Origin of the sequence: Glycomyces sp. MUSA5-2 (genome assembly GCF_037034145.1) — a bacterium.
Taxonomy (GTDB): domain Bacteria; phylum Actinomycetota; class Actinomycetes; order Mycobacteriales; family Micromonosporaceae; genus Glycomyces; species Glycomyces artemisiae.
Map to the genome: position 1 here is coordinate 283,599 of NZ_JBAGKG010000004.1, position 13,344 is coordinate 296,942.

A 13,344-nucleotide genomic window follows, 5' to 3' on the forward strand; every position below is an offset into this window, starting at 1 on the left:
CCGATGATCGCAGCGGGGCCGAGTCCTGTTCGCAGGGAACAGGACTCGGCCCCGCCGTTCCGATCACTCGGGCTTCACGGCGTCCTTCAGCGCGGCCTTGTCCATGTTGGACGCACCGCTGATGTCCATGTTCCGCGCCTGGAGTTCGAGCTCCTCGCGGCTGGCGTGGCCCGGCTCGTCGCCGAGGTGCTGGGCGCGGCTGGCGGCGAAGGCCGCGCCGAGTTCGGCGCGGCGGGCGTCGTCGAGCCCGGTCTTCATGCCGGGAAGGACCGTGGACTCCTCCTCCTCGACGTGGTGCGTGACGGCGTCGATGAGCTGCTGGAGGGCCCGGTCGAACTCCGGGGACTCGGGGTCGGCGCCGTTGAGGCGGACGAGCAGCTCCTCGGCCTCCTCGTGCTCCTCCTGAGAGTGCGCGACCTCCTCGGTCTCGTGGGCCTCGGTCTTGGCGACCGGGTAGACCTCGGCCTCCTCGGCGCGGCTGTGCGCGGTCAGCAGCGCCGACAGCACCGGCGTGAGCAGGGGCCGGGTCTCCGGGTGCGTCTTGAGCTCGTCGAACAGCCGCTCCACTTCGCGGTGGTCGGCCATGATCAGGTCCACTACATCGCCGCTCATGTCCTCGTCCTCTCCTTCGGCGTCGGTCGCCCCGGGGGTACCCGCTGCTCAGAGCGCTCATGCATCAGGGGAGGACCTCCCCCGCGGGAGGGGCGCGCAGGACGGAGGGCCCCGATATGGGACCCTTGTCCGGGCCGCAGGCCCGCTCCCCCCGGACTTTCGAACGAAGCGCGATGGACGACACCACCGACAGCGAATTCCTTCCCCCAGAAGAACTCCAGGCCCTCCTCCCCGGGTTCCGGATCGATCCGGAGCCGCTGGGCACGACCGCGATGAGCCGGGTGTACCGGGCCGCCGACGCGCGCCTGCACGACCGCAAGGTGGCCGTCAAGGTCATGGCGGGCTCGCTGGCCGCGTTCCCGGGCTTCCGCAAGCGGTTCCTGCGCGAGATCGAGCTCATGGCGGGCCTGGACCACCCGCACATCATGTTCGTCGTTGCCGCCGCGGGGCCGGACGACCGGCTGCTCTATCTCGTGATGCCGCAGGCGGAGGGCGACCTGCGGGCGCGCCTGGCGATGGGCGCCATGGAGCCTGCGGCGGCCGCGCGGGTGATCGCCCAGGTCGCGAGCGCGCTCGACTACGCGCACGACCGCGGGGTGGCCCACCGCGACGTCAAGCCCGCGAACATCCTCTTCGGCGCCGGGGACCACGTCTACTTGAGCGACTTCGGGGTCGCGAAGCACGCCGTGGGCGAGGACCTGACCCGGGTCGGGGACTCGATCGGGACCCGCCGGTACACCGCGCCGGAGGTGTACTCAGCCGCCAAGAGGGCGGCCGGGTCGGACAGCGGGGTCGACCGGTCCGGGGACGTGTACTCGCTCGGGGCCGTCCTGTTCCACTGCCTGACCGGGCAGCGGCCGTTCGACCGGACCGACGACGCGATCGTCGCCCGGGTGCAGGAGGAGGGCCCGGCGCCGAGCGTCGCCGAGATCCGGCCCGACCTGCCCGCCGAGTTCGACGCCATCGCGGCGAAGGCGATGAGCCGCGACCGGGCGGACCGGTACCGGACCTGCGGGGAGCTGGCGCGGGCGTTCGAGCAGGCCGTGGCCCGTGCCGAGGACGGGCCCGCGAAGCCGGGCCGGGTCCGCAGGCCGGGTCGGCTCGCGCTCGCCGGGGCGCTGGCGGCGGGGCTGGCGCTCGGCGGCGGCCTGTCGTTCCTGGCTTTCGGTCCCGAACTGCGCGACTCCACAGGAGACGGTGTCGTGGCGGGCGCGGTCGACCCGACCGCGGCTCCGGTGACCGGGGACGACCAGGTGGAGCGCGCGCCGCGCGCCGGGGAGTGCCTGACTGCGGACGAGGACCGGTACGTGGTCGTCGCCTGCGACTCGGAGGCGGCGGCCAAGCGCGTGTACCGGGTGGTCACCGACCCCGAGGACCCGAACCCGGCCCAGCCCGACCACGACGACGCCGCGTGGGAGGCGTGCGGGCACGAGGGCGTCGAGTTCGACTACTACTGGGCCGACTCGGCGGTCCGCGAAGGGCGCGAGTGGGAGCCCGAGACCGACCGGATCTACTACTTCCTGTGCTACCAGCGGCTGTGAGCCGTCACAGGAGCGTCCACCGCTGCTTCGCGTCCCCGGCGTCGCAGTCCTGGAGCGCCACCGCGTCGCCGGACTCGGCCGAGGCGCTCTTGAGGACGCTCAGGCACAGCGAATCGCTTGCGGCCGTTCGCAGCAGGTAACCGCCGCCGGCCGGAGCGAGTTCCCACGTCTGCGCGTCGAGGCCGTCGCAGCCGTCGAATCCGACGAGCATCCCGTCCTCGGTGCCGCCGTTGTCGGCGGTCATGCAGGGCGTCCAGTCCTCGAACGCCATCTCGACCGCGTACCGGCCGCCGTCCTCCACCCAGGTCAGTTCGGGCTCGGTGCTGGCGCACTCGCCCAGCACCATGACGCTGCGCCCGTCCCCGTCGGGCTCGTCGCCCCAGGTCATGCACAGGCCGCTGGCCTCCTGGCGGGCCCGGTAGACACCGGTCTCCGGGCCGGCGGCGGCGGTGCCGACCACATCCTCCGATGTGGATTCGGACGGCGACGCGTCCGACGTCTGCGTCGCGTCACCGGACGATTCGTCCGCTTGCACGGTCCCGGCCGACTCCGTCGCCGTCGCGCTCGCCTCGGAGCCCGAGGCCGAATCGGCGTCGAAGTCGGCGAGCTTGGCCGAGTCCGCGTCCACCGCGGGCGCGTCGCCGGACACCGCCTCCCACACGATCGCGGCGGCCAGCGCGAGCGCCACGGCCGCAACGGAAGCGACCGATCTGCCGGTCAGGCGCCGCCGCGGCCGGATCCAGTCGCCGTCGGCCTGGGCGCCCTCGCGCTGCGGGTGCGGGGAACTCTCGGGTGTCACTCTGGCGTCCTCGGGGTGGAATGGTCGCAACGAGCGTGACCGATCCTACCGGGCGCCCGGTCCGCGTCAGCGGTCGACGATCAGGAGGGTGTTGCCGTCGGGATCGGCTGCGGTGAACCAGAAGCAGGTCCGCTCGTCGCCCGAGACGGGGCCGACCTCGCCGGTCTCGGCCAGGCGGGCGCGCACGGCCGCGAGGTCGGCGGCGACCAGGTTGAACGGTGCCCAGCGCAGTCCGGGCTCGGCGCCGATCCCGCTCGGCGGGCCCATGAGGGTGAGCGTGCGCGGGGGCGAGCCGGCGTCCAGCACGGCCGCATGGTCCGCGCAGCTGCGCACGGTCATCCCGAACCGCTCGGAGTACCAGGCCGCGGCCGCCGCGGTGTCGTGTACGGGCAGGAACACGCTGCCGATCTGCGTCATGCCGCGACCATAGTCCACCCCACCGACAACACCGGTCACAGCAGTCGGTGCCAGGTGTCCGAGGGGCTGCGCCGCGTGCGACGGTTTTGCCCTTTTCATTGCAGTACAACGCTTGCATTGGGGTTCAGGAGGAATTACCCTGTTCATGACATCGATCAGCCTCGATTTTGATCGACCTCCTCACGAACGGACGGCACCATCATGGACCCTGCACTCCCCCACCGGCGCGGCCGGAGGCGTCGCGTCCTCACCGCATTCGCCGCCGTCGTCGGCGCGCTCCTCCTCTTCCCGCTGGCCGCCCCGGCGCAGGCCGACGTCGAGACCGAGCAGAGCACGATCACGTGGACGCTGGTGCGCGCCTCAAACCCGACGCAGGACCAGCAGCAGGCGTACGCCCTGATCACGACCGCGATGAACGCCGCCGTCGCGCGCTACAACGATCTGAGCGACCTCGGCAAGTCGATCACCGTCCACTACGACCCGAGTGTGCCCACGGCGGACGGGAACATCAACGGCACCATCCGCTTCGGCGCCCGCGCGTCGATGAACGAGCGCACCGCCCTGCACGAGATCTCCCACACGATCGGCGTCGGCACCAGCTCGCGCTGGGGCTCGCTCGGCTGCGGCGGGACGTACAACGGCGCGCAGGCGACCGCGCTCGTCAAGCAGTACGACGGCCAGAGCGCGGTCATCACCTGCGACGGCGCGCACTTCTGGCCCTACGGCCTCAACTACGACAGCGAGTTCTCCCAGACCAACGCGGACCGGCACGTCGAGATCGTCGAGGCGATGGCCCGCGACGGCCTCTGACCGCCGTCAAATGCGGATGCCGGTCTCGGCGGCGAGGGCTTCGACGAGGCGGTCCTGGAAGTCCTGGTCGTGGACGGATTCGTGGGGGTCGCGGCGGGCCTTGTGGTACCAGTAGCCGCCGGTCGTCAGCGCCTCGGCGTCGTCGCTGACGGCGAGCCACTCCTGGGTCCGGTGGCCCTGTTCCAGGTCGTCGGGCGCGCCCGGCCCGCCCATGCGGGTCGGGACCCAGCCGGGGTCGACGGCGTTGCCGACCACGCCGGGGCGCAGTCGGTCCACGGCGGCGGCGAGCGCGGTGATGAAGAGTTTGCTGTCCGAGTAGGAACCGGCGGTCCGCCCGCGCCAGTCGGTGCCCTTCATCGCGGCGGCGCTGCCGCTGTAGTGCGAGCCCGAGGAGAGGTAGACGAGGCGGCGCGGCCGGGTGAGCAGGGCGGTCAGCAGGTACGGCGCGATGACGTTGACCGGCATGACCGCCCGGCCCGACCACACCCCCGCGTTGTGGATGACCGCGTCCAGGGGCTCGTCCCCCAGCTCCTCGGCGATGCGGAGCACGTCGTCGCGCTCGGCGAAGTCGCCGATGACCACCGCCGCCCCGCGCTCCGCGAGCGGATCGAGGACGGCGGCCCGCGATCGGTTGCGGGCGTGCACGATCACGTCGTGCCCTTCCGCCTGGAGGGTCTCGGCTGCGGCGCGTCCGAGCCCTTCGGCCGACCCGGTGATCAAGATGCGGCTCATGTTCGCTCCTCCGATCGGAAGCCGGTTGCACAGGCCTCCGATGGTAGGCCCGAGGCGGCCGGACCGGGAGGCACTGGCAGTACACGGCTCGAAGTCGCACGGCGGCGCGGCTAGTCGAGCTGAGCGCTGATCATCGCCTCGATGTCCTGTCGCCCTTTGGTTCCGAGGGCGGCGCCGAGCGAGGCGGCGAGGCGGTCGAAGGGGTCCTGCAAGGGCAGCGCGCCGAGCCGCGCCGCCAGTTCCGCCTGGGTCCAGGCGGTGCCTTCCGGCTCGATCCCCTCGCCGAGCTCCCAGCCGCGGACCGGGGTGACCGCGCCGCCGCGCACCGACAGGACCTGCCCGGTGAACGCGCAGTCGGGACCGGCCAGATAGGACACGAGCGGCGCGACGACGGCCGGGTCCTTCGGGTCGGGGCCGTCCGGGGCGTCGTCCATGCCGGGGACGCCGAGGGTGAGGCGGGTGCGGACCATCGAGGGGACGACGCAGTTGACGCGCACGCCCAGGCGGCCGAGTTCGAGGGCGTGCACGGTGGTCATGGCCGCGACCGCCGCGTTGGCCGAGGCGTAGTTCGACTGGGTCGGCAGCGGGTTGTAGAGCCCGGAGCCGGAGGCGGTGTTCACGATCGCGCGGCCGGCCCGGTCCCCGGCGTCCCGGCGGCGGCGCCAGTGCGCGGCGGCCCAGCGGCTGACGGCGAAGGCGCCCTTGAGCTTCACGGCGACGACGCCGTCGAACTCGGCTTCAGTGAGCCGCTCCAGTCCCTTGTTGGCCTCGGTGGCGGCGTTGTTGACGACCGCGTGGAGGTCGCCGAACTCCGCGACAGCCAGCGCGACCATGCGTTCGGCGGCGTCCCAGTCGGCGACGCTGCCGGTGTCGGCGACCGCGCGGCCGCCGCGGTCGCGGATCTCGGCGGCGACGGCTTCGGCGACGCTCGCGTCGCCTCCCCGGCCGTCGACGGCGACGCCGGGGTCGTTCACGACGACGTTGGCGCCGAGCGAGGCGAGGTGGAGGGCCTCGGCGCGGCCGATGCCGCGCCCTGCTCCGGTGACGAGGACCGTGCGGCCCTGCAAGTCGTTCATCGCGGGTCTCCTGTCTGCGTGCGGTGCTTGCGGAACGAACATATCAATGCACCGGGTTTATAAGTATACCGGGTGCATTGATATTCGGGGTGCACTATGCTGGCCGGGTGCCGGAGGAGACGGGGCGCCGCGAGCGCAAGAAGCAGCAGACCAGGCGGAGCCTGATCGAGACGGCCGCGCGGCTGTTCGCCGAGCGCGGCTACGAGGCGACCGGCGTCGCCGACATCGCCGAGGCGGCCGACGTCAGCAAGCGCACGTTCTTCCTGCACTTCCCGACCAAGGAGGACGTGCTCATCAGCGACGGCCGGGCCCGGCTCGACCTGGCGCTGCGGGTGATCGAGGAGCGCGAACCGGACGCGCCGCTGCGGGACGTCCTCGCCCGGTCCCTGACCGCGATGATCGACGACACGGCCGCCCGCGACCTCCCGAGCGGCATGGCGGCGCTCCGCGCCCGCCTCATCGCCGACTCCCCCGCCGTGCGGGCGCGCATCCTGCACGCCGTGTTCACCGCCCAGGCCCGCATCGCGGAGGCCCTGCGCGAGGCGTACCCGGACGTCCTCGACCGCACCAGCGCCCCGAGCATCGTCGGCGCCGTCGTCGGCGCGGTCAGCGCAGCGGCCGTCGCAAGCCTCCAGGACGGCGACTCGGCGGCCGAGACGACCGGGGCGATGCGCCGCGCGGCAGAGATCGGGCTGTCGGCACTGGACGCGCTCGGCGAGTGAAGTTCGGGCCTCATTTGGGGCTCATCGGCGGCGAACCGCTCGTGCACAACGGCCGCACAACGCCCGCGCAACGGCCGCAACGGGAAACGCGATTGCCTCGGAGCGCGCCTCGGTGACACGCTGCGGGGCATGGCCCCCCCGTATGAGATCCGCGCCGACTTCGACGCCCGCACTATCGTCGTCTACCAGGCGTATGCGCCCGCGATCGCGGATGCGGCGCTGCGCGCCGGGCGGTTCACCGCGCCGTTCTCGTTCAACCGGATGACGTGGATCAAGCCGTCGTTCCTGTGGCTCATGCACCGTAGCAACTGGGCCCGCAAGGCCGGTCAGGAGCGCATCCTCGCCGTGCGGATCACCCGGGACGGCTGGGAGGAGGCGCTCGCGAGCGCCGCGCTCACCACCGGCGACCCGGCCGCGCTCGCCAAGGCCGCCGTGCACGTCCAGTGGGACCCCGAGCGCTCGGTCCGCGGCGCCGCACTCAACCACTACAGCATCCAGGTCGGCGTCGGCCGCCACCTGATCCGCGCCTTCGCCGAGGAGTGGACGGTGTCCCTGACCGACCTCACGCCGCAGGTCCGCAAGGCGGCCGACCTGATCCAGAGCGGCGGCGCCGCGAAGGCGCAGCGCCTGCTGCCGCCCGAGCGCGCCTACCCGCTCCCGGCGGATCTGGAACGGCGGCTGCGTCCCTGACGCCCTGGTCTTGACAACGCTCCACGATGTTCGACATCGCTCGAAGGGCTACCGGTATTCGTTGAAGCGCAGGGTGTTGCTGAACGGGTCGATGACGGTCATCGAGCGGGCGTTCCAGGGTTCGGTCTCGATGGCGGGGTTCAGGTTGGGGTAGTGCTTGGCACTGAGTTCGCGGTGGAAGGCGTCGAGGCCGGCCATGGAGACGAAGACGACGGTGCCGGGGCTGCCGTCGCCGTGGTGCTCGCTCAGGTGGAGGACCGTGCGGCCGCGTTCGATCTGCATGTAGAGGGGCAGGCCGTCCTCGAAACGGTGCTCCCAGGCCAGGGTGAAGCCGAGGTAGTCGAGGTAGAACTCCCGGGCCTTCTCGACGGAGAAGATCCGCAGGACCGGGGCGGGAGCCTGCAAGGCGACGCCGTCGGTGTCGTGGCGCTCGGCCGCGCTGAGTTCGGCGGCGAGGATGTTCCAGTTGCCGAATCCGAACTGGGCCGCCACGATTTCGAGGCTCTGGCTGTGGGACACGTCGGCCAGGCCGAGGCGGGCCAGTTCGGCACGGAGGGCCTTGGCCATGGTCTTGGCGTCGCGGAAGTCGCGCATGATGTCGTCCTTCGTAGGGCGAAAGCCGTGGTCAGTGCCTGCGTTGCTGACAGGTTCGCCACTGGAAGGGTCCGAACCGGCGCGAATCGCGATGCGTTCACCATGCCCGAGCGGGCGCAGGCGGCCGGCCGCATCAGCCGCAGCCGAGTATAGCGGGCAAGATTAGTCGGGGCGGCGTCCCACGGTGAATCCAGCCAGGCGGAGAACTCGGGCACAGATCGAGGCGCGCCGGTATCATCGCCGTCGTGGCTCCACTCCTCCCCTCAGGCGGCCTCTATCCCACCCGGGCCCGCTGGGCCGCGATCCTCGCTGCCGCAACCGCTCTCGCCGCAGTCGCCGTCGATTGGCCGGCCACTTGGGACACGGCCCGCGGTCTCGTGCCGGCCGCAAACGAGCAGTACGGCTGGGACGCAGCCGATCTCGCCGACTCGCCGGGAAGTCCGGAGGGCCTGACCGCAGGCTTCGACGACGCCGATGCCGCTCAGTCCGCCCGGCTCACCGCGGCGGATCTGGTGCTCGAACTCGCGTGGGAGCCGGAACTCGACATCGAGTCCGTGAAGGTCGAGACCTATGAGGACGCCTACGGCACCGGGCTGCGCCTCGGTGTCGCCGCCGACACCACCACCGCCTCGGGCCCCGACTGCCTCAACGCCCATGCGACCGCCGCGGGGCGCACGACCGACCTCCAGTGGTGCGTGCACACCGTCCAGCACGGGCCGGTCGACATGGACGGGTTCCTCGGCAAGGGCGACGGGGACGCCTGGGAGGCCGACCGGCTGTTCGTCACGCAGACCGCCAATCTCGACGCCGGGAGCGCGCTGGTCGACTACTACGGCCTCGGCGCCGCCACCGGCGATGCCTACGAGACCGGCCTGTGGCCCGTCGGCATCTGGACCGGCGGCGAGCACCCCGCCGACTGCGATGACCCCGACCTGCGGCTGCGCATCGACGACCTCCATCTCACCGACCGGTACGCCGATCCCGCCGAGCACCGCCAGCGTCTCGACGAGGTCCGCGACGCGCACCCGGCGTTCCCCGCCGAAGGGCGGCTGCTCTCACCGGCCTGCGCCGACATCAGCGGCTTCGGCCCGTTCGGGTCGATCGCCGTCAAGCCGTTCCGCGCCACCGGGTCCGTGCCCTTCTCCGGGGTCGCGCCGTACAACGCCACGACCAGGGACGTGCTGCCGGTGCGGGCAGCGGTCGTGGTCGACGTGCGGTCCTGCGACGCCGGGATCGCTGACTGCACGGCCGATGCCGGACGGGAGACCTGGTGGGCGGCCAACGGCGGGCCCGGCGGAGAGCAGATGGCGGCGCTGCTCGACCGTTGACGCTCGGAGTAATCGATAATTCCCATAGGATAAGTTGACTATGGGCGCGGCCCGGCATAGGCTGGTGCCGCGCCATAGCCGCCTCATCTCAGGGAGCCCCATGGATTCGTGTTGCGCCCCAGGACGTCCCGTGCGCTCGTCAGGTCGAGCGCCTGCGGCCGCCGCGCTCGCGGTCCGGGCCGCGGACTTGATCGGGCTCGACGGCGGGGTCTTCCTCATGGGCGCCGAGGACGGCATCGGGCACCCGAAGGACGCCGAGGGGCCGGTGCGGCGGGTCGAGTTGTCGCCGTTCCGGATCGCGGCCACGACGGTCACGGTCGAGCAGTTCGCCGGGTTCGTCGACGCGACCGGGTACAAGACCGAGGCCGAGGACTTCGGGTACTCGTTCGTGTTCGACGGGTTCCTCGACCCGCGCATCGCCGAGGTCTCGCCGCGCGTCCCGACCGCGCCGTGGTGGCGCTCGGTCGACGGCGCCACCTGGCGGGCCCCGGAGGGCCCCGGCTCCGACACTGAAGAGCGCGGCGACCACCCCGTCACCCACGTCTCCTGGAACGACGCGCAGGCGTACTGCGCCTGGTCCGGGACCCGCCTGCCCACCGAGGCCGAGTGGGAGTTCGCCGCCCGCGGCGGCCTCGAACAGGCCGTCTACCCCTGGGGCGACGAGTTCGAGCCGGACGGCCGGTACCACGCGAACATCTGGCGCGGCGACTTCCCGCGGGAGAACACCGCAGCCGACGGATATCTCGCCACCGCCCCCGCGAAGTCGTTCGAGCCCAACGGGTTCGGCCTGTACAACACGGTGGGGAACGTCTGGGAGTGGACCGCCGACTGGTTCGGGCGCGACCACGCCCCCGGCCTCGACCCGCGCGGCCCCGAGCAGGGGCGGGCAAAGGCCATGCGCGGCGGCTCCCACATGTGCCACGACTCGTACTGCAACCGCTACCGGGTCGCGGCCCGGTCCGCGAACACCCCGGACAGCTCCAGCGGCAACGTCGGCTTCCGCGTCGCCGCATAGCGATCGACCACAACTGAAGGACTCCCCATGCCGAACCGCACCTCCCGCCGCGCCGTCCTCGCCCTCGGCGGCGCGATCGCCGGGACGGCGGCCCTGCCCGCCGCAGCCGCAGCCCAGGACGCCGAGCGGCCGAACATCCTCTGGCTCGTCGCCGAGGACCACAACCCGTTCCTCGGCGCGTACGGCGACGACCAGGCGCAGACGCCCACTTTGGACGCACTGGCCGAGCGGGGCATCCTGTACGCCAACGCCTTCTCCACCTACCCCGTGTGCGCCCCGACCCGCTTCTCCATCATCACCGGGAAGGCCCCCGAGTCCTGCGGCCCCGCCCACCACATGCGCGCCTCGGGCCTGCGCCCCGACTGGCTCCTGGGCTTCCCGCAGTACCTGCGCGAGGCCGGGTACTACACGTCGAACAGCAACAAGACCGACTACAACACCGACATCGACCTGGCCGCGACCTGGGACGCCAACGGCCCCGACGCCTCCTGGGCGGGACGCGACCCGGGCCAGCCGTTCTTCGCGATCTTCAACCACATGACGACGCACGAGTCGTCGCTGTGGTCGAGCGAGCCCACCGGCGTCCACGACCCCGCCGACGCCGAGCTGCCCGAGTACACGCCGGACACCGTGAACACCCGCGCCGACCGGGCCCACTACTACGACAACATCACCCGCGTCGACGCGCAGATCGCCGACCGCCTCGCCGAGCTCGAAGCCGCGGGGCTCGCCGAGGACACGATCGTCTTCTACTACTCCGACAACGGCGGCGTGCTCCCCCGCTCCAAGCGCTACGCCTACGACTCGGGGCTGCGGACCGCCCTGATCGCCGTCTTCCCCGACAAGTGGGCGCACCTCGCGCCCGCCGAGCCGGGCGCGGTGGTCGCCGATCCGGTGACGACGCTCGACTACGCGCCCACGGTCCTCGAACTCGCCGGGCTCGACGTCCCCGGCCACTTCGACGGGACCTCGCTGCTGGAGGCGCGCCGCCGCCCCGAGTACGCCTTCGGGGCCCGCAACCGGATGGACGCGCGGTACGACTTCGTGCGCACCGTCAGGGACGGGCGCTACCGCTACATCCGCAACTACGCGCCCCACCGGATCTACAACCAGCACGTGGCGTACCTGTTCCAGCAGCTCGGCGTCCTCGACTGGGAGCGGCTCCACCTCGACGGCGCGCTCGACGAGGTCCAGGAGCGCTGGTGGCAGCCCAAGCCCGCCGAGGAGCTCTACGACCTGGAGACCGACCCCGACGAGGTCGCCAACCTCATCGACGAGCCGCATCTGCGCCGCGTCCGCCGCCGCCTCGCCGCGGCACTTGACGAGCACCTGATCGCCGTGCACGACAACGGGTTCATCCCCGAGGGCGCCGCGGCCGAAGGGTACGACCAGTCGCGTGTGCGCGGGGCGTTCCCCATCGAGCGGGTCAAAACGCTGGCGGACTCGGCGATTCAGCGCAAGCGGTCGAACACGGCGAAGTTCACGCGGGCGCTGAACGACGGCAACGAGGTGGTGCGCTACTGGGGCGTGCAGGGCCTGCTCATCCTCGCCGCCGCGGACCTCTTGCGCCGCAACGATGTCGAGGACGACCTCCAGGCGGTCCTGGGCGACGCCGAGGAGATCCCGCAGGTGCGCATCGCCGCGGCCGAGACCCTCGCGCGGCTGGGGCGAGGCGCCGAGGCGGTCGACTACCTCTCGGGCGTACTGGGCGACGCCGACGCGCCGGACCCCGTGCGACTACAGGCCGTCGAGGCCCTCACCTACATTCCGGCCGAGGACGCCGCCGCCGCGCTCGACGTGCTCGACGCCGTCGCGGGCCCCGAGACCGGCACCTATATCGGCATTGCCGCCAATTACCTGCGTTTCGTGCTCCGCGGCGAGTACGCGCCCACGCCGGAGGTCCAGGCCGCGATCCTCGGCCTCGCCTGACCGCGTCGCTAACCTGAAGCGGCCGCGGTGAGCCGCTTCAGGTGCGCGTCGCGGACGGCCGCGGACTGGCCCTGGACGAGGCAGAACTGCGCCGCTCGGGCGAGGAGCTGGGCGCGGTCGCCGACGGCGATGCCGTGGCCGGAGCGGGACGCGGTGAGCGCCCGGGTCAGGGTGCCGAGGGCTTCCAGGACCGTGACCTTGAGGGCCAGGCGCTCCTCGATGCGGTGCGGCCCTTCGGTGTCGGCGGCCTCGTCGGCGAGGCCGTAGGCGTCGGCGCGGTACCGGGCGATGAGCGGACGCCAGGCGGCGGCGCACTCGCGGGCGGCGGCGTGGGGTTCGGCGTCGAGTTCGCGCAGGACGGCCTCGGCGAGGCCGAAGAGGTGGGGGCGGGCGTCGCCGGAGAGGGCGGCGTCGGCGCGGCGCCACTCGTTGAAGGACTGGACGGAGAGCACGTGCTCGTCGGCGACGGGGACCCGGTCGAGGCGGACGCGCTCGGTGCGGCTGCCGGTGACCGTGCTCAGGCGCAGCGGGGTGGCGACGGTGCGGTCGGAGACGGGGACGAGGGCGGTGACGACTTCGGCGGTGCCGGGATCGACGGCGGCCACGGCGAGGACCTCGTTCAGGCCCCAGCCGCTGACCCAGGACAGGGTGCCGTCGAAGACCCAGCCGCCCGGGGTGCGGGTCGCGGCGACGTACCGGTCGGGGTAGCGGCGCACGTCGCTGATGCCTGCGCCGCAGAGGATCTCGCCGCGCAGCAGCCGCTCGGCGAGCGGTGAAGGCCCGGAGTTCAGGTTCGCGGCGAGGCGGCCGACGAACGGCGCGTGCTGGGCCCACACGAGCCAGGTGTTGAAGCAGGCCCCGGACAGGATCTCGTGGAGGCGCCGGTCGGCGTCGCGGTCGAGCCCCGCGCCGCAGAACGCGACGGGCGCGAGGTGGTTGAGGACGCCGAGGCCCCGGAGCCGCTCGATCGTGGCCGCGGGGACCTCGGCGGCGTCGACGTCCATCGCGGCGGGCCGCAGCTCCTCCTCCGCGTACCGCGCGACCGCTGCAATGACCGGGGCACCCGCGACTGTCGTCAT

Annotated in this window: 14 protein-coding genes; 7 read left to right on the forward strand and 7 right to left on the reverse strand. The window is 72.4% G+C overall.

Annotated features, from left to right (window positions below; genetic code table 11):
* Positions 1-63 precede the first annotated feature (63 nt).
* Positions 64-612, reverse strand: coding sequence for a hemerythrin domain-containing protein (locus WA640_RS14995; protein ID WP_335988658.1), 549 nt, complete (start codon positions 610-612; stop codon positions 64-66).
* A gap of 173 nt (positions 613-785) precedes the next feature.
* Here WA640_RS14995 and WA640_RS15000 point away from each other — a divergent pair, with 173 nt between their 5' ends.
* Positions 786-2,153 (forward strand): serine/threonine-protein kinase, encoded by a 1,368-nt coding sequence (locus WA640_RS15000; RefSeq protein WP_335988659.1) that lies wholly within the window; start codon positions 786-788, stop codon positions 2,151-2,153.
* A gap of 4 nt (positions 2,154-2,157) precedes the next feature.
* Here the strand turns inward: WA640_RS15000 and WA640_RS15005 are convergent, their stop codons facing one another.
* Both WA640_RS15005 and WA640_RS15010 read right to left on the reverse strand, forming a co-directional pair.
* Positions 2,158-2,952 (reverse strand): RICIN domain-containing protein, encoded by a 795-nt coding sequence (locus WA640_RS15005; protein WP_335988660.1) that lies wholly within the window; start codon positions 2,950-2,952, stop codon positions 2,158-2,160.
* A 66-nt stretch (positions 2,953-3,018) separates the two neighbouring features.
* Positions 3,019-3,369 (reverse strand): VOC family protein, encoded by a 351-nt coding sequence (locus WA640_RS15010; protein ID WP_335988661.1) that lies wholly within the window; start codon positions 3,367-3,369, stop codon positions 3,019-3,021.
* A gap of 201 nt (positions 3,370-3,570) precedes the next feature.
* On the opposite strand from WA640_RS15010, the gene WA640_RS15015 reads away from it, so the two are divergent.
* A complete protein-coding gene (locus tag WA640_RS15015; protein WP_335988662.1) occupies positions 3,571-4,179 on the forward strand; it encodes a hypothetical protein in 609 nt (202 codons plus the stop codon).
* Between the two features lie 6 nt (positions 4,180-4,185).
* On the opposite strand, the gene WA640_RS15020 is transcribed toward WA640_RS15015, so the two are convergent.
* Both WA640_RS15020 and WA640_RS15025 read right to left on the reverse strand, forming a co-directional pair.
* Positions 4,186-4,911, reverse strand: coding sequence for an SDR family NAD(P)-dependent oxidoreductase (locus WA640_RS15020; RefSeq protein ID WP_335988664.1), 726 nt, complete (start codon positions 4,909-4,911; stop codon positions 4,186-4,188).
* A gap of 110 nt (positions 4,912-5,021) precedes the next feature.
* Complete coding sequence (locus tag WA640_RS15025; RefSeq protein WP_335988665.1) at positions 5,022-5,987, reverse strand: SDR family NAD(P)-dependent oxidoreductase; 966 nt, start codon at positions 5,985-5,987, stop codon at positions 5,022-5,024.
* Between the two features lie 107 nt (positions 5,988-6,094).
* Here WA640_RS15025 and WA640_RS15030 point away from each other — a divergent pair, with 107 nt between their 5' ends.
* On the forward strand, positions 6,095-6,709 hold the full coding sequence (locus tag WA640_RS15030) for a TetR/AcrR family transcriptional regulator (protein ID WP_335988666.1): 615 nt from the start codon (positions 6,095-6,097) through the stop codon (positions 6,707-6,709).
* Between the two features lie 129 nt (positions 6,710-6,838).
* A complete protein-coding gene (locus WA640_RS15035) occupies positions 6,839-7,399 on the forward strand; it encodes a DUF4291 domain-containing protein (RefSeq protein ID WP_335988667.1) in 561 nt (186 codons plus the stop codon).
* A gap of 48 nt (positions 7,400-7,447) precedes the next feature.
* Here WA640_RS15035 and WA640_RS15040 read toward each other — a convergent pair whose 3' ends face one another.
* Positions 7,448-7,993, reverse strand: a complete 546-nt coding sequence (locus tag WA640_RS15040; protein ID WP_335988668.1) for a glyoxalase superfamily protein — start codon at positions 7,991-7,993, stop codon at positions 7,448-7,450.
* 245 nt (positions 7,994-8,238) lie between these two features.
* On the opposite strand from WA640_RS15040, the gene WA640_RS15045 reads away from it, so the two are divergent.
* The 3 genes from WA640_RS15045 (at position 8,239) to WA640_RS15055 (ending at position 12,265) form a co-directional block, all read left to right on the forward strand.
* Positions 8,239-9,321, forward strand: a complete 1,083-nt coding sequence (locus tag WA640_RS15045) for a hypothetical protein (RefSeq protein ID WP_335988670.1) — start codon at positions 8,239-8,241, stop codon at positions 9,319-9,321.
* Between the two features lie 100 nt (positions 9,322-9,421).
* Complete coding sequence (locus WA640_RS15050) at positions 9,422-10,336, forward strand: formylglycine-generating enzyme family protein (protein ID WP_442904759.1); 915 nt, start codon at positions 9,422-9,424, stop codon at positions 10,334-10,336.
* A 27-nt stretch (positions 10,337-10,363) separates the two neighbouring features.
* The gene (locus WA640_RS15055) at positions 10,364-12,265 is read left to right on the forward strand and encodes a sulfatase-like hydrolase/transferase (protein WP_335988672.1); all 1,902 of its coding nucleotides are present in this window, start codon (positions 10,364-10,366) and stop codon (positions 12,263-12,265) included.
* 8 nt (positions 12,266-12,273) lie between these two features.
* On the opposite strand, the gene WA640_RS15060 is transcribed toward WA640_RS15055, so the two are convergent.
* The gene (locus WA640_RS15060) at positions 12,274-13,344 is read right to left on the reverse strand and encodes an acyl-CoA dehydrogenase family protein (protein WP_335988673.1); all 1,071 of its coding nucleotides are present in this window, start codon (positions 13,342-13,344) and stop codon (positions 12,274-12,276) included.

Bases quoted from the DNA above. Each gene is read 5' to 3' on its own strand.
- WA640_RS15000 (WP_335988659.1), top strand. From the start codon at position 786: ATGGACGACACCACCGACAGCGAATTCCTTCCCCCAGAAGAACTCCAG.
- WA640_RS15015 (WP_335988662.1), top strand. From the start codon at position 3,571: ATGGACCCTGCACTCCCCCACCGGCGCGGCCGGAGGCGTCGCGTCCTC.
- WA640_RS15050 (WP_442904759.1), top strand. From the start codon at position 9,422: ATGGATTCGTGTTGCGCCCCAGGACGTCCCGTGCGCTCGTCAGGTCGA.
- WA640_RS15035 (WP_335988667.1), top strand. From the start codon at position 6,839: ATGGCCCCCCCGTATGAGATCCGCGCCGACTTCGACGCCCGCACTATC.
- WA640_RS15060 (WP_335988673.1), bottom strand. From the start codon at position 13,344: ATGACGACAGTCGCGGGTGCCCCGGTCATTGCAGCGGTCGCGCGGTAC.
- WA640_RS15055 (WP_335988672.1), top strand. From the start codon at position 10,364: ATGCCGAACCGCACCTCCCGCCGCGCCGTCCTCGCCCTCGGCGGCGCG.
- WA640_RS15010 (WP_335988661.1), bottom strand. From the start codon at position 3,369: ATGACGCAGATCGGCAGCGTGTTCCTGCCCGTACACGACACCGCGGCG.
- WA640_RS14995 (WP_335988658.1), bottom strand. From the start codon at position 612: ATGAGCGGCGATGTAGTGGACCTGATCATGGCCGACCACCGCGAAGTG.
- WA640_RS15020 (WP_335988664.1), bottom strand. From the start codon at position 4,911: ATGAGCCGCATCTTGATCACCGGGTCGGCCGAAGGGCTCGGACGCGCC.
- WA640_RS15040 (WP_335988668.1), bottom strand. From the start codon at position 7,993: ATGCGCGACTTCCGCGACGCCAAGACCATGGCCAAGGCCCTCCGTGCC.
- WA640_RS15025 (WP_335988665.1), bottom strand. From the start codon at position 5,987: ATGAACGACTTGCAGGGCCGCACGGTCCTCGTCACCGGAGCAGGGCGC.